The 17058-nt window shown below is 70.9% G+C and carries 14 protein-coding genes; 6 read left to right on the plus strand and 8 right to left on the minus strand.

Annotated elements, in window-relative coordinates:
- The first annotated feature begins 113 nt into the window (after positions 1-113).
- The 6 genes from CP970_RS39480 (at position 114) to CP970_RS39505 (ending at position 5308) form a co-directional block, all read left to right on the plus strand.
- A complete protein-coding gene (locus tag CP970_RS39480) occupies positions 114-527 on the plus strand; it encodes a peptidase inhibitor family I36 protein (RefSeq protein WP_079043661.1) in 414 nt (137 codons plus the stop codon).
- 107 nt (positions 528-634) lie between these two features.
- Complete coding sequence (locus CP970_RS39485) at positions 635-1630, plus strand: hypothetical protein (protein ID WP_150494565.1); 996 nt, start codon at positions 635-637, stop codon at positions 1628-1630.
- Complete coding sequence (locus CP970_RS39490) at positions 1630-2850, plus strand: hypothetical protein (RefSeq protein ID WP_055549715.1); 1221 nt, start codon at positions 1630-1632, stop codon at positions 2848-2850. The genes CP970_RS39485 and CP970_RS39490 overlap by 1 nt, the downstream gene beginning before the upstream one ends.
- Positions 2847-3545 (plus strand): ABC transporter ATP-binding protein, encoded by a 699-nt coding sequence (locus CP970_RS39495; RefSeq protein WP_055549713.1) that lies wholly within the window; start codon positions 2847-2849, stop codon positions 3543-3545. The genes CP970_RS39490 and CP970_RS39495 overlap by 4 nt, the downstream gene beginning before the upstream one ends.
- On the plus strand, positions 3533-4750 hold the full coding sequence (locus CP970_RS39500) for an ABC transporter permease (protein ID WP_063806130.1): 1218 nt from the start codon (positions 3533-3535) through the stop codon (positions 4748-4750). Before CP970_RS39495 ends, CP970_RS39500 begins: the two co-directional genes overlap by 13 nt.
- A 99-nt stretch (positions 4751-4849) precedes the next feature.
- Entirely contained in the window at positions 4850-5308 is a 459-nt protein-coding gene (locus CP970_RS39505; RefSeq protein ID WP_055549709.1) for an OsmC family protein, read from the plus strand.
- A 25-nt stretch (positions 5309-5333) separates the two neighbouring features.
- Here CP970_RS39505 and CP970_RS39510 read toward each other — a convergent pair whose 3' ends face one another.
- The 8 genes from CP970_RS39510 to CP970_RS39545 all read right to left on the minus strand — a co-directional run bounded on the left by CP970_RS39510 (position 5334) and on the right by CP970_RS39545 (position 17032).
- A complete protein-coding gene (locus CP970_RS39510) occupies positions 5334-8366 on the minus strand; it encodes a family 16 glycoside hydrolase (protein ID WP_055549707.1) in 3033 nt (1010 codons plus the stop codon).
- A gap of 170 nt (positions 8367-8536) precedes the next feature.
- Entirely contained in the window at positions 8537-9322 is a 786-nt protein-coding gene (locus CP970_RS39515; protein ID WP_055549705.1) for an SAM-dependent methyltransferase, read from the minus strand.
- A gap of 113 nt (positions 9323-9435) precedes the next feature.
- Positions 9436-10566: an alpha/beta hydrolase gene (locus CP970_RS39520; protein WP_055549703.1), complete on the minus strand. Its 1131-nt coding sequence runs from the start codon at positions 10564-10566 to the stop codon at positions 9436-9438.
- 181 nt (positions 10567-10747) lie between these two features.
- A complete protein-coding gene (locus CP970_RS39525) occupies positions 10748-11782 on the minus strand; it encodes a sulfotransferase (protein ID WP_224058961.1) in 1035 nt (344 codons plus the stop codon).
- A 114-nt stretch (positions 11783-11896) separates the two neighbouring features.
- Complete coding sequence (locus CP970_RS45290) at positions 11897-12598, minus strand: hypothetical protein (RefSeq protein WP_224058963.1); 702 nt, start codon at positions 12596-12598, stop codon at positions 11897-11899.
- Positions 12599-12688: 90 nt separating this feature from the next.
- Entirely contained in the window at positions 12689-14338 is a 1650-nt protein-coding gene (locus CP970_RS39535) for an ABC-F family ATP-binding cassette domain-containing protein (protein ID WP_055549701.1), read from the minus strand.
- A gap of 81 nt (positions 14339-14419) precedes the next feature.
- The gene (gene abc-f, locus CP970_RS39540; protein ID WP_055549699.1) at positions 14420-16054 is read right to left on the minus strand and encodes a ribosomal protection-like ABC-F family protein; all 1635 of its coding nucleotides are present in this window, start codon (positions 16052-16054) and stop codon (positions 14420-14422) included.
- A gap of 231 nt (positions 16055-16285) precedes the next feature.
- Entirely contained in the window at positions 16286-17032 is a 747-nt protein-coding gene (locus CP970_RS39545) for an SDR family oxidoreductase (protein ID WP_055549697.1), read from the minus strand.
- Between the last annotated feature and the right edge of the window lie 26 nt (positions 17033-17058).

Genomic DNA, 17058 nt, shown 5'->3' on the forward strand with positions numbered 1-17058 from the left:
TCCCGGTCCTAGGGTTCCGTGGTGCGATCGACTACTTCACATACCGCTTGAGAGCGGTGAGTTGTCGATTTCCACAGGAACTCCAAAAGGACTCCAGAGGAAAGGAAGAGGACATGCGGAAAGCCAGGGGGATACGACGAGGGATCGTCGGTCTGGTGGTGGCGGCCTCTGCCGCCGCGACCCTGTCCATGGGCGCCGGTGCGGCACAGGCGAGTCAGACCATGGACCAGAAGTGCGACTCCGCCAATTTCTGCGTCTACAAGGACGCGGATTACAAGGGCACGCACTTCGAGGTCGAGACGGCGATCCAGGATTGGCGCACGGCGGGAGACGTCACCGCCCGGCTCAACGACAGGGACTCCTCGTCGTACGACAACTTCAACACGCTGAAGTACGCGTGCATCTACAAGGACCCGTACTACAGGGGCGGCATGACGATCTGGATGCCGAAGCATTCGGGCCGCACCCACCACTACGGAAACGGCGACAAGGGTTCCAGCCACAAGGGTGTCAACACCACCTGCTGACCGACTGAGGCCACGGCGGACGCGCGGACTTTCGCGGGAACGGGGTGACCCGCGCGTCCGCCGTGGCCCTGCCGCCCGGTGACGACGAGAAGAGTGGTGGTGACGACATGAGTCGCTTGAACCCGGAGGGCCGCGCGGCCGGGAGCGGCCGCGCCGTACGGAGCAGGCGCGCGGTCCTCGGCGTGCTGGCCACGGTGATCGTGCTGCAGGGCGGGACCGCCGCCTGTGGCGGTCCCGCGGCGGAGAAGGACACCGGAGCTTCCTGGGAGCTGCCGCGGCGACCGGACCCAGGTGTCCGCGACGCGGTGGCCGGGCTGATGGACGGAATCGGCGCGCGAAGTTCCGCGGAGGAAGAGCTGATCCGTCAGTGCATGGCGGAGCGGGGATTCCGTTACGTCAAGGCGCCCGACGACACCGCGCCGGTGAAGATGTCCGCGGACTACGCGATATCGCCCGATGAGGCGGAGGAGCGCGGCTACGGACTGCGGGCACAGATGAAATCCGCGGCGAACGCGCCGCGCGACGCGAACAACGACGCACTGCGGGCGCTCCCGACGTCACAGCGGGAGAAGTGGCAGAACGCGTTCTCCGGCGGGCGCGAGGCCCCGATGATGAAGGTCTCCGTGCCCGAAGTGGGCCAGATGCAGACCCGTGACGGCGGCTGCGTCGCCAAGGCGAGGAAGCAGTTGTACGGATCGCTTGAACAATTCCTGAAACTGGTCACGTTCCAGGGGAATTTCGCCGGACAGATGCAGCAGCGGGCCGCACGCGACCCGCGCGTCACCGCGCTCGACAAACGCTGGTCCACGTGCATGAAGAACCACGGATACGCGGGCCTCGCCGGTCCTTCGAAGGCCGCCGTCCGGGCGGGTGACACCTACAAGGAACGCGGCCCGCAGGCCGCTTTCACTTTCGAGACGGCCATCGCCGGGGCGGACGCCACCTGCCAGGAACGCCTGAGCTACGCGCCACGGCGCCGACTGGTCGAAGACCTGTACCTCACCGCGGGAATGCACAAGTACGAGGCCGAGGTGACGGCGGTGCGCGAGTTGAACCGTGACGCCCAGGAGCGCGCCCGGCGCGTCCTGTCGGGGAGGGACTGATGGAACCCCGACGCCGCACGCGCTGGCTCGCCTACACCGCGGTGGGCGCCGTCCTCGCCGTCACCGGGACGACCTGGGCCCTCGCGGCGCAGGCCCGCACCCCCGCGCAGCTCGCGGCGGATGCCTCGGCACCGCCCAAGTCCCGGATCACCGTGCCCGTGAAGGTCGAGACGCTGGTCCGCTCCGTGGCGGTGGAGTGCACGGTGAAGCCGAGCACGGTGCTGCCCGTGCCCATCCCCGCGGGTGAGTCCTCCGGAGGGCCGGAGGGCGACGCGGTCGTCACGGCGCTGCCGCTCGCGCGGGGGCGCGAGGTGGCGGAGGGCAAGGTCGTGGCCGAGATCTCCGGGCGCCCGGTGATCGCCCTGGCGGGCCGACTGCCCGCGTACCGCGATCTGACACCGGGCGCGACCGGGCCCGACGTCGCGCAGCTGCAGCGGGCGCTGGTCAGGATCGGGCTGCTCGAACCCGGCACACCCAGCCGGGTGTTCGACACCAGGACCCAGCGGGCCCTGGCCGGGCTCTACCGGGACCGCGGCTATCCGGCACCGCACGGAAAGGACGACACGGACGAGGCCGTGGCCGCCCGCGGCGAGCTCCTCTTCGTCCCTCGGCTGCCCGGCCGCATGGGCACGGTCTCCTCGGTCGTCGGAGGCCCCGCCCGTCCGGGGGAGTTGACCGTGGAGGCGGGGCAGCGGGCGCTGCACTGCCCCGTGCAGGACGACGGCGCCGCCCGGAAGATCCGGTCCGGCGCCACGGCCACCGTCGTCGCCCCCGACGGGTCCACGGCGCGGGGGCGTGTGGAACCGGTCCCCGGCGGGGCTGCGGCCGCACCGTCGCCGGGCCCGAGCGAGAGCCCCTCCGAGGGAGCGTCCGAGGAAGCCTCCGAGGGAGCGGAGGACAAGGGCGACGCGGGGACCTCCGACCCGGAGATCGTCGTCCGCACCCCGAAGGAGCCGACGCTCAAGGGGAGTTACCAGGTACGCGTCGAGGTGGACAAGGCGCCCGCGCGCGGCCCGGTCGTCCCCTCGTCCGCCCTGTGGTCCCGTCCCGGCGGCACGACGGTCGTCAAGGTCGTACGCGGCGGCACGGAGCGGGAGATCCGCGTCGTGCCCGTCTTCGAGGTCGAGGGCGAGGCCGCCGTACGCGATCCGCGCGGAGCCTTGCGCGCGGGCGACAAGGTCGTCGTGTCCGACGTGTCGGGCCAGGGCGGTTCGTCATGACGGCGCCCGCGGTGATCGACACGCGAAGCGTCGGACGGACGTACGAGGCGGTGTCGGGCCCTGTCCGCGCGCTCGACGGGGTGAGCTTCGCCGTCCGCGCCGGGGAGCTGGTGGCGATCATCGGCCCCTCAGGATCCGGGAAGTCGACGCTCCTCAACATTCTGGGACTGCTCGACCGGCCCGGCGAAGGGACCTACCTCCTGGACGGCGTCGACACCGCGGGCCTGCGGGAGAAGGAACGCACCCGCCTGCGGGCCGAGCGGATCGGCTTCGTCTTCCAGGCCTTCCACCTGGTCGCGCACAAGTCCGCCGGTGTCAATGTGGTGCTGCCCCTGGTCTACAACCGCGCCCCGCGCCACGAGCGCCGACGCGCCGCCGAACAAGCCCTGGACCGGGTCAACCTGAGGCACCGGATGGACGCGCTGCCGCACACCCTGTCCGGCGGCGAGAAGCAGCGGGTGGCCATCGCCCGCGCCACGGTGCACCGGCCCTCGCTGCTGCTGTGCGACGAACCCACCGGCAACCTGGACACCGAGTCCACCGGCATGATCATGGACCACCTCGCGCAGCTGGCCTCCGAGGGCCTCGCGGTCGTCGTGGTCACACACGACCTGACGGTCGCCGAGCGGGCGGACCGGGTGCTTCGCGTCAAGGACGGCAGGCTCGACCGGGCGGAGGAGACATGCGGACGTTGAGAGCCGCCCGGAACCGGATCGTGCCCTGGGACAAGCTCCGGGACATCCCGGCCGAGGCGTGGGGAGCGATCCGTGGCCGCCGCGGTCGCAGCGCCCTCACCCTGCTCGGTGTGGCGTTCGGCATCCTCACCCTGGTGGCGACCATCGGCCTCACCGGCACCGCCGCCGCGCAGGTGTCGGCGCGCTTCAACGCGCTGCAGGCCACCAGCGTGTCGATCCAGGGGTTCGACGACGGGGCCGCGTTGTCCCGGGCCGCCGTGGGCCGCGCCGCACGGCTCAACGGCGTCGTCGCCGCGGGAGTCGTCCACACCACGCGGGACACGCTGCCGAACGTCGCACGCACCGCGGGCCGCGCCCCCTCGACCGGGGTCGACACCCCGGTGCTCGCCGCCGACCCGGGAGCGCTCCGAGCGCTGCGTCTCAAGCCCGTTTCGGGTCGGCTGTTCGATGACGTGCCCGAGGAGCGGCGCTACCGGGTCGCCCTGCTCGGCGACGTCGCCGCCCGCAACCTCGGGGTGCGTGCGGTGGACGGCCGCACCACGCTCTTCGTCGCGGGCAAGCCGTACCTGCTCATCGGCATCGTCAAGACGCCCGACTTCGACTCGCAGGCGCCGTTCTCCGCGATCCTGCCGTCATGGACGGCCCGTACGTCCGAGACGGGCATCGCCTTCGAAGCGCCGAAGGTCCTCGTGCGGACCCGGCCGGGAGCGGCCCAGCAGGTGGGCGCCGAGGCCAAGATCGCTCTTTCGCCGGGCCGCCCCGACGCGTTGCTCGCCCAAGTGCCGCCCGATCCGAAGCAGTTGAGGGCCCATGTCGAGAACGACACCAGAACCCTCTTCCTCGCGCTCGCCGCGGTGTCCCTCCTGATCGGCGCGATCGGCATCGGCAACACCACGCTGGTCGCGGTCCTGGAACGGCGCCACGAGATAGGGCTGCGCAGGGCGATCGGTGCGTCGCGCCGCTCGATCCTCTCCCAATTCCTGTTCGAGAGTGGCCTGTTGGGTCTGCTCGGCGGTCTGGTCGGCACGGTCGGAGGCCTCGATCTGACCATCTCCATCGCCCTGGCGAAGGGCTGGACCGCCGCCCTCTCGCCCTGGCTGCTCGTCGCGGGCCCCCTGCTCGGTCTGGCCGTGGGCCTCACCGCCGGTTTCTACCCGGCGCTGAAGGCCGCACGCCTTGAACCGGTGGCGGCGCTCGCGTCGTAACACCCGCAGCCCGGCAACCGGCGATCTGCCCGGTACCGGTCCGACACACGCCGGACCGGCCTGCGGGGCGGCGGGCCCGCCGCTGGTTACCGTTCCGCCATGGCCGACTACCGCATCGAGACCGTACGCAATGGCGAACGCGACTGGACAGCCCGCAACGACCGCGGCGCCGAAGTCCGGATCGCCGCCGCCGACAACCCCGGGGCCCAGCCCTCCTTCACCCCCGTCGAGCTCCTTCTCGCCGCGCTCGGCGGCTGCGGCGGACTCGTCGTGGACCGCACCGCCCGCACCGTCGAACACGACGGACTGCGCATCGTCGTGGACTCGGTGTCCAGGCCCGAGGACGACGGCCGCGTCGGCGTCCTCAGGGTCGCCTACGAGATCGACCTGCCCGACGGCGACGGCGACGGCGACAGCCAGGGCCAGGCCGCCGAGGCGCTGGAGCGCGCCATCCGGCTGACCCACGAGAAGTACTGCACGGTCAGCCGGACCGTCGAGCACGGCGCGCGCGTGGAGGCGCTGGGACCCGACGGCAGCACGCTCTTCGCCGGGGGATGACCGCGGGCCCCTCACCACGGGGCGGTCAGGACAGCGGCTCCACCCACACATCACGGAAGCGGACCTTGTTGCCGTGGTCCTGGAGGCGGATCGCGCCGGCCGCCGCCGACTCCGGGTCACCCGCGCCCGTCGGACCGTCGACGGCCACGTCGTCGTGGACCTTCTCGCCGTTCCACACCACGGTGATCCGGGCGTCCGACGTCTTCTTCCCCGCCGCGTCGAAACGGGCGGCGCGGAAGGTGATGTCGTACGTCTGCCAGGTCTCCGGCGCCGTGGACGCGTTGAGGTCGGCGGCCTTCTTGAGATAGATCGACCCCGCCTCGTTGTTCGCGAGCTTCGCCACGCCGTACGAGTCCAGGATCTGCACCTCGTACCGCTCCTGGAGGTAGACCCCGCTGTTGCCGCGGTCCTGCCCGGTGACGTCGTCCGGAAGCTTCGGCACCCGGAACTCGACGTGCAGCTTGAAGTCCTCGAAGTGCTGCTTGGTGCGCAGATCGCCGCAGCAGACCTCCATCGAATTCTCCGCGGTGTGCGGCCACTCGGCGCTGCGCCCGTCGGAGTGCTGCCAGGCGGTGGAGACGCTGCCGCCCGAGAAGAGGTCGATCCTGGCGCCGGGCCCACGCACCTCCAGCGCGTCGAGGTTCACATGGCCGGTGTCCTCGGCCCCGACGGCGTAGGTGATGGTGTTGCGGCCCGCGCGCAGGTCGAGCCGCTCGGTCCTGGTGGACCAGCGTTTCCACTCGCCGGTGGAGGGCAGGCTCGTCCGCCGCGCGGCGGCGCCGTTGACGCTGACACCGATCGTCTTGGTGCCGGGCGCGGGATGCGGACCGTTCGCGTAGCGCAGACCCACGTCGTACGCGCCCTTCTTGTCGACCACGACGTCGAAGGCGGCCCGCGCGCCCTTGTCGCCGAAGCCGTCCACGAAGCCGCCACCGGTGTATCCGGCGTGCTCCGTGTCGATGGCCGCACCGCCCGAGAGCCGGGCGGACTCGGCGTCGTAGGTGGTGACGGGCTCCGGCGGCCCCGGCTTGGCGTTGAGGGTGTACCAGGCCTCGGTGGACCACAGCCGCTCGCCGTCGGACGACGAGAACGGGCGGGGCGAACGGACGTGCACCACCCGGTCCGACTTCAGGCCCGGGATGGTCAGCGTCACCTTGCGGCGGTCGTCGGAGAGCCGCGCCGATGCCACCGGCAGCGACTCCTCGTCGATCTTCGGGCCGCCGTACGCGGGTGTCGGAACGTAGCGCCACTGCTCGACCGCGTACGCGCCCTTGGTCAGCTTGGCCGCGGTCTCCTCCGACAGGGGCTTGGTGTAGGTGAGTTCGAAGCCGTCGCGGGTGGCGCGCATCGTCTTGACGTCGAAGGCCGTCCGGCCGCTCGGCGTCAGCTTCTGCAGCCCGAAGCGGAGCTTGCCTGCCTGGCCCCAGTTGCCGTCGGCGCCCAGACCGCCGGTGTAGATCGCGCCGTCGGGGCCCTCGCTGATCCGGGTGATCCCCGACTCCAGGCCTTGCGTGTGCCGGAACACCGCGCCCTGGTACTCGCCGCCGACCTTCTCCAGATCGGCCCGCTGCAGTCCGCCGTACGTCACGTCACCGAAGACCATCTGTCCGGCGAACGGACCCTTCTTCAACTGCAAGGGTGTGCTCGGTGAGTTGGCGATCTCGTTCTGCGGCAGCCAGAGCACCGGCTTGGTGACGGCCTTGTCGTCGTACGGGCCGTCCGGGTTCATGTAGTGGTTGAAGAACCGGTCCTGCTTGATGTGCACGAGCTTGGACGCGGGCAGCCAGCCGCCCTGGTTGTCCGTGACGAACAGGTCACCGCCGGGTCCGCGCCCGATGCCGTTGGGGGTGCGCAGCCCACCGGCGAGGTAACTCACCTTGCCCGTGGCCTTGTTGACCTTGATGGTCGTGCCGCGGTTCGGGGCGGGCTGCGGATCGGTGGTGGCTCCGCCGTAGTTGATGGCGACGGAGAGGTTCAGATAGAAGTCGCCTTTGTCGTAGAGCAGTCCGAAGGCGAACTCGTGGAAATTGCCGCCGTACGGCCACTCGGCGATCTTCCGCTTCTCGTCGGCGACGTCGTCGCCGTTCGTGTCGTTCAACTCGGTCAGCTGGTGCTTCTCCGACACGTACAGCTTCCCGTCCACGTACTTGATGCCCATCGGCTCCTTGAGCCCGTCGGCGATCTTCTTGTACGTGACCTTGTCGGGCCCGGTGTCGCCGGTGACGTTGTCGAGGAGGTACACCTCGCCCTTCGTCTCCGTGCTGCCGCCCCAGGTGGAGATCGCGAGCCGCCCGTCGGGCAGCCAGTCCATCGCGGACACCTGCGGCTCGAAGCCCTTGGGGCGCAGGTCGGTCAGCTTGTACCCCGGGTTGACCTCGGTGAGCGGCAGACCGTCGCCGGGGGTGTCGAGCGTGCCCTCGCACTCCTTGCGGCCCGGGGCGGTGACGCGTACGACACCGGCGTCCGTGCTGAGCACGGAGTTGGGCACGGTGGTGAACGCGTCGGCTCCCGGCGGTTTCCACTGCAGGGTGACCTGTTGCCCGCCGCCCGCGTCGAAGTGGTCGATGCGCAGCGGCTGGTAGCCCGCGTTGAGGGTGACCGAGCCGTCCTTGGGCTCGGCGCCGTGCAGCCCGTCGTGGTCGATCACACGCCGGTCGCCGAGGAAGAGCCGGGAGCCGTCGTCGCTGATCAGCCGGAAGTCGTACGCGCCCGCTTCGGGCACCCGGAGATTGCCGATGACCTGCGACACGAAGTTGTCGCTGAACCCGAACCCCTCGGTGGAACTCCAGTCGGCGGCCGGGATCAGCTTGTCGACGTTGGGGGTCTGCGCGGGCTTGAGGTCGCAGAGCTTCTTGAGCGGGGTCTGGACGTCGAACACCCGTAAGGTGACGCCGGGTTCCTGCGGGGGCAGATCCGCGAAGGGCCCCGGATCGTCCGTGGCGGACGCGGCGCCGGTGGGAGCGAGCAGCCCGCCGCAGAGGAGGGCGGCCAGCAGTACACCGGTGGACCCGGCGGATCTTCGGGCCCTTCGCGGTCTGCGGCGGGGCGGTCCGGACATCGGCCTGGGACGTGGCTTCACTCTTCCTCCTGCGTGGTTCCGGTATTCCGGCATGGGTTACGCAGATCTCTGTGGCAAAGCGACGCTCAGCGTAGGGATGACCTCGGAGCGCGTCCATACTTTGTCCTCAGAAAGGAAGAACTGAGGTGTGTCGGTGCGGCCTCGGTCGGCTACGGCACCCGGGCGACGCCCACGTAGAAGCCGCTGAGCTCCTCGACGGGCGCCGGTGAGTCCTTGTACCACTTGGTCGCCGTGACGAGGCCGGGATCCAGCAGGTCGAGGCCGTCGAAGAACGGCTCGACCTCCGCGCGCGTCCGCATCCGCAGCGGGATCTCGCCCTTGCGGTAGGTGGTCGTCACCGACTTCACGAGGTGCGGGTGCTCATCGGTGGTGCCGTGCGAGAACATCAGGTAACTCCCGCTGGGCAGCGCGTCGACCAGCGTCCGCGTCAGGCCGTAGGGGTCCTCCTCGTCGGTGATGAAGTGCATCAGCGCGATCATCGAGAGCGCGACGGGCCGCGAGAAGTCCAGGAACGTACGGGCGTGTTCGAGGATGGCGCCGGGCCTGCGCACATCGGCCTCGATGTAGTCGGTCGCGCCCTCGGGGCTGCTGACCAGCAGTGCCTCCGCGTGCCGCAGCACGATGGGATCGTTGTCGGCGTAGGCGATCCGTGCCGAGGGCACGATGCCCTGCACGATCTGGTGCAGGTTCGGCTCGGTCGGGATGCCCGTCCCGACGTCGAGGAACTGATCGATCCCGTTCCCCGCGAGCCAGGCCGCCGCCCGGTGCATGAAGGCCCGGTTGCGCATCGCGTTGAGCCGGGCCTCCCGCGGCAGCTTCTCCGCCACTTCCTGGTCGACCGGATAGTTGTCCTTGCCGCCGAGCAGCCAGTCGTAGACGCGCGCCGGATGCGCTCTGCTCGTGTCGATACGGCTTCCGGAGGACTGTGACGTCATGCGTGACTCCAGCGTGTGCGCGGCGCGGCAGGGACCCCGGCGATTATGGCATTGGCCTGATCATCGCGGTGAGTGGCCGACAGGGATGCCCATCGTGATACCCGCCGCGCGCCTCACTGCTCCTGCCGCCAGCCGCTGCTGTCCGGGCACGTCGTGGACGCGGTCCCGTAGGCGAACTGGAGGAAGTGCTTCAGTGCCGGGGTCCAGGTCGTGAAGTCGTGCCCGCCGGGCCCCGAGCAGTACAGGTGGGGGACGCTCTGCCGCTTCAGGGTCTGGTGGAGTTCGGTGTTCCAGGCGTACGGGTCCTCGGCGCGACCGCTGTACAGCGCCATCTTGCCGCCGTACGACCGGTAGGCGGCGGGACGCGTCTCGGCGACCTGGGCGGGGTTGAACGAGGGCCACCCCGCCTGCGGTCCGAAGACCAGCTCGGTGCGCTGCAGCGCGTTGGGGTTGCCGGGGAAGAGGTACTTCCAGAAGTTCCCGACATCCGCTCCGGCGCCGTGCCACCAGAAGCGGGCCCCGTAGACGGTGGTGCCGTTGTTGATGATCTCCTGGTGGTCGGGGCGACGGAGGTCCGTGCCGCCGGAGAAGGCACCCACGGCGCTGAATACGTCGGGGTGCTGGGCCGCGTACTTCAGGGCGCCGAAGCCTCCCATCGACAACCCGGCGACGGCGCGCTTGCCGGACGTGGCGAAGTGCGCGTCGATCCAGGGCACCAACTGCTTGATGTGGAAGGTCTCCCACTGCGGTGTGAAGTTGCCGTAGGTGTAGCCGGGCCAGTCGGAGTAGAAGCCGACCTTGCCGCCCTCGGGCATCACCACGATGCCCTTGAATCCGGCCTCCCTGACGCTCCGCGTGATGTCACCGCCGCCGCTGGACCACTGCTCGTAGTCGGCGGCTCCGCCGTGCAGGAGATAGAGCACGGGATAGCGGGCCGACGGGTTGTAGTCCGCGGGCAGGTGGACGCGCACGCGCACGGGTTTGCGCACCGGATCTATCTGGGGCGCCCCCGGTCCGCGCGCGGTGAAGAGGGCGTCCGAGGTGAACTCCGCCTCGCAGACAAGGCCGTCGGGCGACGGGCGCCAGTACTGCATGTCCAGGCCGTTGGAGTCCCCCGTCCCGAGGTCCGGGCAGCTGACCGCGGCCGCCGAAGCGGCGGGGGCGGGCAGCCCGACGAAGGCCAGGCCGACCCCCAACGTGGCTGCCGCCAGCCAGGACTTGACGGTGGAAACGGATCGACGCATGGGATCCCCGATCGGTTCGACTCATGGATGTGCCGCGCCGTCGTGTGGGGGACCGGCCGGTCGCGCGCAGCTGGGGCCCTGACGCTATCCCCGCCGCCGCGCGGCCGCGTACAGCGGCGGTTGGACATCGGCTACCGCGGTGGTTTACGCGGCCGACACGTGTCCCGGCGCGGCACGGCCCCTACCGCGCCAACAGCGCACGTGTGCCCGGGGCGCAGCTCTCCTTGAGCGCTTCGAAATCGGCGGCCGTCAACTGCTTCGCGGCGGCGCCCCTGCGGCCGCCGTCGAGCTGGGCGCAGGCGCCGTCCAGCCACCGGGGGACAGGTTCGACCCCGATGAACGCGGCGAGGCGGGCGAGTTCCTCGCGGGGCGCGTCGAGCAGTTCCTCGTAGGCGAGTGCCGTGCCCTGACCGGCAGGCAGGGCGTCGACGAACCGGGCGCCGTCCACGACGAGTTCGGACCACAGGTCGCCGAACCGGCGCAGCGGGAACTCCCGGTCCCGGACGAGCGCGGGGTCGAAACGTTCGGCGAGCAGGGGAGCCAGGTCCGGCGGCAGGGAACGCACATGTTCGGCCGTCAGTTCGGCGAAGTCCTCGACGCCCGTCCGTTCCCTGATCTCACGGATCAGGGTGATCGTGCGGTACCCGATGTGACGGCTCATGGAGAGCGCGCAGTCAGGACCGTCCCGGTGCAGATGCACGAACTTCGCGTACGGGAAGGTCTGCCGCAGCCCCGGCGCCCAGCCCGTCGAGTAGCCGGAGCGCTCCACGACGGCGGTGCGGCCGAACCGCGCGCCGAGCAACGCGAAGAGCGCTTCGTGGTGCTCGGCGGCGGAACGGCCCGGCCAGCCGGTGACCGCCGCGCGGAGCTCGTCGAGCAGACCGTCGGGGTCGTCGGTGAGGTGGGGGAGCACCATGAGGGAGAGCGCGGGAATGCCGGTGCTCTGCGCCGAGTACCGCCCCGGGCGCCGGGTGTAGAGGAATTCCGGCATCAGCAGCCCGCTGCGGATCATGCTCGCGAAGTACGGCGTGGGCCGGAAGAGGGCTGCCCAGAACTCCGCGCCCGACAACGGGCCTTCGGGGAAGGCCGCGTCGCCGACCGAGGCCATGTACTCGTTGAGGCTCAGCACGTCAGGGTGGGTGCTGAGGATGCGGGACAGCGCGGTGGAGCCGCTGCGACCCGTACCGATGACGAAGGTCAGGCTGCGCAAGGTCACTCTCCGGGGGCGCGGGGGCGGGTGTTCGGGTGTTCTGGGCTTCCCGCAGCCCAGCACACTCGCGCCGGGCGCACCAGGTGGCAGCGGCCCCCGACGCGCTCCCTCGGGTGAACCTCAGCCCGCGTCGGCCGACTTCACGACGGTGTACATCACCGAGCGCTGCTGCTTGTGACGCTGGATGCGGCCCTTGGCGACCAGGGATTCCAGCGTGTTGCGCACCACCTGCGGGCTGGGGGTGCGGCTCGGGTGCTTCTCCAGGAGCTCGTTGCGGAGTTCCTGGGCGAGCCGGGGTTCGGTGTAGGCGGAGAGCAGGCCCAACAGGACGTCTCCGAGGAGCGGTTGCTGCGGCTTGGTCTCCGCGCCGGACTTCGCGCCGGACTTCGCACCGGACTTGACGCCGGCCGCTGCGCCGGACTTCGCGCCGCTCTTCGCGTCGGCCTTCACCTTGCCCTTCGCTCCGGCCTTCGCCACGGTCTTCGTGGCGCTCGTCTTGGGGCTCTTGGTCTCCTTGGTCTCCTTGGCACCCGAGGACGCCGCGCCGTTCGGTGCCGAGGACCGCGCGTCGGCGCCGGTTTCGTTCCGCCGCTTCGCCTTCGCGACCGCGGGCTCCTCCTGCGCCTGCTTCGGCAGCGCGACATCCGCCAAGCCCTCGTACCGCTCCGTGAGGTTGAGGATGTCCGCCAGGAGGGTTTCCTCCTGCTTCAGGAGGTCGAGCCGCTTCGCCAGCTCCTCCTGACGCCTGCGGTTCTCCTCCAGATCCGACGCGACCTGGTCCACGTATCGCGACCGGAGGTCGGCGACTGGTTGGCTGTTCACAAACGTTCACTCCCTCTATCTGAATGTGTTGCGCATGGTACTCACACGGAGGGCACCAGAAACATGTGAACGGCGATACGTAGGGGAGGCTCAGAGCCGGACCGCGCGCCCCTGCCACCTTCGCCGGAGCCAGCGGTCGTGGCTCGCGAGGACGATCGCGCCGGGTCCTGTCCCCAAGGCGTCCTCCAGTTCGTCGCACAGGCGTGGGGAGAGGTGGTTCGTCGGCTCGTCGAGCAGCAGCAACTGGGGCGGGCGGGCCACAAGGAGAGCAAGGGCGAGCCGCCGGCGCTGCCCGACGGACAACCGGCCGACGGGTTTGTCCAGGTCCGCCGCGTGCAACAGACCGAGCGAACCGAGCGGCACCTCGTCGGCGGGCCCCGGGCCCACCGACAGCTCATAGGTGTCCCGGGCCGTGCGGTCGTCCCTCTCGAACACGGTGTCCTGGGTGAGCAGTCCCACCGTGAGGTGACGCCGTCGGTGCACCTCGCCCTCGGCCGCGAGCTGCCCGGCGAGCACGGCGAGCAGCGTCGACTTGCCCGCGCCGTTGCCGCCCGTGACCAGCAGCCGGTCGGTCGCCGACACCTCCAGGGCGTCCAACGAGAGGCGGCCCGGCACCCGTACGTCCCGCAGCGAGACCAGCGGCCGTGTGCAGGTGTCTTCCTGCGCCTCCACCTCCGCTTCCGTCCCTGCCTCCGCCTCCGCGGCCAGTGCCGACGCCGCGAACCGCAGCGGGCGCGGGGGCTCGGCGACCTGGTGACGCTCCAGCTCGTCGAGACGGCGCGCGGCGTTGCGGACCCGGCGGGAGATCTGGCTCTGCACCCGGCCCGCCCGATGGCCGTAGCCCATCTTCTCGTTGTCGCGCGGCCCCCGGTCGGGCGCGACCCGGTGCGCGGTCACACCTGCCGAGCGGCGCAACTCGTCGAGCTCCTCCTGCTCATCGGCGTACCGCCGCTCCCAGCGGTCCCGCTCGGCGTGCTTCGCGCCGAGGTAGGAGCTGTAGTCGCCGCCGTGCCTGACCGGTCCCGCCACGGCCGGGTCGAGGTCGATCAGGTCGGTGCAGACGGCGTCGAGGAACGCCCGGTCGTGACTGGCGGCCACCACGGTTCCCGGCAGACCGCGGAGCTGCTCCTCCAGGAAGTCGGCGGCGCTGTCGTCGAGGTGGTTGGTCGGCTCGTCGAGGAGCAGCGCCGACGGCCGCCGGACGAGCAGCGCGGCCAGGGCGAGCCTGCCGCGCTGCCCGCCGGAGAGCGAGCCGAGCGTGCGCCCGTGCCCCAGCGAGCCGATGCCGAGGCCGTCGAGGACCAGGGCGGCGCGCCGGTCGGCGTCCCAGGACTCGCGGTCCTGCGCCTGCTCCAGGCGTCTGCCGTAGGCGTCGAGGAGTTCCCGGTGGGCGGGGTCGTCCTCGGGGACGCGCGCGAGTTCCGCGCCGAGCCGGGCCAGCTCGGCGAGGTCCGCACGTGCCTCGCGCAGCGCGTCGTCGAGTACGACGGCGATGGTCGACGCGGCGTCGAACGGCATCTCCTGATGGAGGAAGCCGAGATCGCCGGGGCGGGTGACACGGCCGGCGTCGGGTTCGTCGGCGCCCGCGAGCACCCTCAGCAGGGTGGACTTGCCGACGCCGTTCTCGCCGATCAGGCCGATGCGGTGGCCGGGCGACGCGGTCAGACTGACGCCGTCGAGAACGCGTCGGCCGCCGTGGCCGCGGACGATGTCGTGGGCGAGCAGGGCGGGTTGGGGCATGCGGATGTCCCTCCTACGTGATCGGTGGTCGGCCCGCCGGGCACACGGCCTCGGACGCGGGCCACGTCACACGTCGGTGGCTCACACCTCGGGGGCCCCGGTCTCCTTGAGGGCTCCGTCGGTGATGCGCAGCCAGCGGTTCACCCCGATCTCGGCGAGGAACCTCTCGTCGTGGCTGATCACCATGAAGGCGCCCCGATAGGAGTTGAGGGCGCTCTCCAACTGGCCCGCGCTGACCAGGTCGAGGTTGTTGGTCGGCTCGTCGAGCAGGAGCAGCTGCGGGGCCGGTTCGGCACACAGGACGCAGGCCAGGGTGGCGCGCAGCCGCTCGCCGCCGGAGAGCACACGTACGGGAAGGTGTGCTCGCGCGCCCCGGAAGAGGAAGCGGGCGAGCAGGTTCATCCGCTCCGCCTCGGGCCGCTCGGGGGCGAACGCGGCGAAGTTCTCCGCCACGGTGCGCTCCAGGTCGAGGAGGTCCAGGCGCTGCGAGAGGTACGCGATCCGGCCCTCGCTGCGCTTGATCTCCCCGCCGTCCTGGGCGAGGTCGCCGGTGATCAGGCGCAACAGGGTCGTCTTTCCCGCGCCGTTGGGGCCGGTCAGCGCGATGCGCTCGGGACCGCGGACGGTGAGGTCGACGCCGCCGTCGGCGAACACGGCACGTCCCGCGTGGTGGACCTGCAGCCCCTCGCCGATGAAGAGGTTGCGTCCGGCGGGCACTTGCGTGTCGGGCAGGTCGAGGGTGATGCGCTGTTCCTCGCGCAGCGCGCGCCCGGCCTCGTCGAGCCGGGCCTTGGCCTCGCTCACCCGGGTCGCGTGCATCTGCCCCGCCCGGCCCGCCGACTCCTGCGCGCCGCGCTTCATGTTTCCGGCGAAGATGCGGGGCAGACCGGCGCTCTTGAGGTTGCGGGCGGCGTTGCTCTGACGGCGGTCGGCGCGTTCGCGGGCCTGCTGCAGCTCGCGCTTCTCGCGCTTCAGCTCCTGCTCGGCGTTGCGGATGTTCTTCTCCGCGACCTCCTGCTCGGCCCGCACCGCTTCCTCGTACTCCGTGAAGTTGCCTCCGTACAGGCGCAGTTCGTCACTGCCGAGCTCGGCGACGCGTTCCATGCGGTCGAGCAGCGCGCGGTCGTGGCTGACCAGGAGCAGACAGCCGGTGAAGTCCGAGAGGACGTCGTAGAGCTGGTGCCTGGCCGCCAGGTCGAGGTTGTTGGTCGGCTCGTCGAGCAGCAGCACGTCGGGACGCTTGAGCAGCTGGGCGGCGAGGCCGAGGGAGACGACCTGACCGCCGCTGAGCGTGCTCAGGCCCCGGTCGAGGGCGAGTCCGGCCAGGCCGAGCCGGTCGAGCTGGGCGCGGGTGCGCTCCTCGATGTCCCAGTCGTCGCCGATGGTGGCGAAGTGCTCCTCGCTCACGTCACCGGACTCGACGGCGTCGAGCGCGCGGATCACCGCGGCGACACCGAGCACTTCGGCGACCGTGAGATCGCCGGTCAGGGGGAGGCTCTGCGGGAGGTAGCCGAGCGTGCCACCGACCGTCAACGAGCCGGTGGCGGGCGCGAGTTCACCGGAGATCAGCTTGAGCAGGGTGCTCTTGCCCGAGCCGTTGGGAGCGACGAGGCCGGTACGGCCGGTGGGCATGGTGAACGACAGGTCGTGGAAGACCGGCGTGTCGTCGGGCCAGGCGAAGGAGAGGTTCGAGCACACGATGGCGGCATCGGACATGGAGGTGACCTCGATGAAGTGCGGGCAGACAGAGCACTGCCCTGGGCAACGTGGGAAAGGGGGGTACGACGAAGGCGGCCACGGCGTCAGCGCCCTAGCGGCGCCGTCCGATGGCCGTCAGATCCGGATCTCATCCGGAGATGTCGTCGTCACCCGCCACGTCTGCCACTCCTCGATCAAATGGGCCAGGTCACCCGCAGCGTAGCAGGCGTCGAGGTGTGCCCGGCTGCCTCAGCCGTCGAGGGAGGCGGCGAGCCACTCCTCGTAGTGGGTGGGGGCAAGGCGGGCGTCGGGGCCCGCGGTCAGGACGGTGCCGGGGGCGGCGGCGAACATACCGGCACCGGCGTCGGTGATGACGGGCCGCTCGTCCTTGCGGGCGGCCAGGGTCAGGCGGCCGAGCTCGTCGAGGGTGAAGGTGTCGGGGCCCGCCACTTCGAGGATTCCGTTCAGGGGCGGCGCGGCGGCGACGTCGGCGAGGGCGGCGACGACCTCGGCGCTCGCGATCGGCTGGACGGGGGTCGCGGGCAGCCGGACGGCCTTGTCGTCGGCGGTCATGGAGATCACGGCGTCCATGAACTCGAAGAACTGGGTGGCACGCACGATCGAGTACGGCGTGGGCCCGCCGCGCAGCAGGTCCTCCTGCAGCACCTTCGCGCGGTAGTAGTCCAGGCCGGGCACCTGGTCGACGCCGACGATCGACAGCGCGACCTGGTGACGTACGCCTGCCCGCTCGCCCGCGCCGAGCAGATTGCCGACCGTGGTGCGGAAGAACGCGAGGGACCGCTCGTCGAAGGTGGGGGAGTTGCTCACGTTGACGACCGTGTGGGCGCCGTCCAGCGCCTCGTCGAGGCCCGCGCCGGTGAGCAGGTCGAGGCCCGACGACAGCGATGCGGCGACCACCTCGTGGCCCGCGTCCCTCAGTTTGGTGACGAGCTGGGAGCCGATGAGTCCGGTGCCGCCGATGACGGTGATCTTCATGGTGTGCCTTCCCTCGGAAACTCGGA

Origin of the sequence: Streptomyces kanamyceticus (genome assembly GCF_008704495.1) — a bacterium.
GTDB classification, from domain to species: domain Bacteria; phylum Actinomycetota; class Actinomycetes; order Streptomycetales; family Streptomycetaceae; genus Streptomyces; species Streptomyces kanamyceticus.

Bases quoted from the DNA above. Each gene is read 5' to 3' on its own strand.
- CP970_RS39480 (WP_079043661.1), top strand. From the start codon at position 114: ATGCGGAAAGCCAGGGGGATACGACGAGGGATCGTCGGTCTGGTGGTG.
- CP970_RS39485 (WP_150494565.1), top strand. From the start codon at position 635: ATGAGTCGCTTGAACCCGGAGGGCCGCGCGGCCGGGAGCGGCCGCGCC.
- CP970_RS39490 (WP_055549715.1), top strand. From the start codon at position 1,630: ATGGAACCCCGACGCCGCACGCGCTGGCTCGCCTACACCGCGGTGGGC.
- CP970_RS39495 (WP_055549713.1), top strand. From the start codon at position 2,847: ATGACGGCGCCCGCGGTGATCGACACGCGAAGCGTCGGACGGACGTAC.
- CP970_RS39500 (WP_063806130.1), top strand. From the start codon at position 3,533: ATGCGGACGTTGAGAGCCGCCCGGAACCGGATCGTGCCCTGGGACAAG.
- CP970_RS39505 (WP_055549709.1), top strand. From the start codon at position 4,850: ATGGCCGACTACCGCATCGAGACCGTACGCAATGGCGAACGCGACTGG.
- CP970_RS39510 (WP_055549707.1), bottom strand. From the start codon at position 8,366: ATGTCCGGACCGCCCCGCCGCAGACCGCGAAGGGCCCGAAGATCCGCC.
- CP970_RS39515 (WP_055549705.1), bottom strand. From the start codon at position 9,322: ATGACGTCACAGTCCTCCGGAAGCCGTATCGACACGAGCAGAGCGCAT.
- CP970_RS39520 (WP_055549703.1), bottom strand. From the start codon at position 10,566: ATGCGTCGATCCGTTTCCACCGTCAAGTCCTGGCTGGCGGCAGCCACG.
- CP970_RS39535 (WP_055549701.1), bottom strand. From the start codon at position 14,338: ATGCCCCAACCCGCCCTGCTCGCCCACGACATCGTCCGCGGCCACGGC.
- abc-f (WP_055549699.1), bottom strand. From the start codon at position 16,054: ATGTCCGATGCCGCCATCGTGTGCTCGAACCTCTCCTTCGCCTGGCCC.
- CP970_RS39545 (WP_055549697.1), bottom strand. From the start codon at position 17,032: ATGAAGATCACCGTCATCGGCGGCACCGGACTCATCGGCTCCCAGCTC.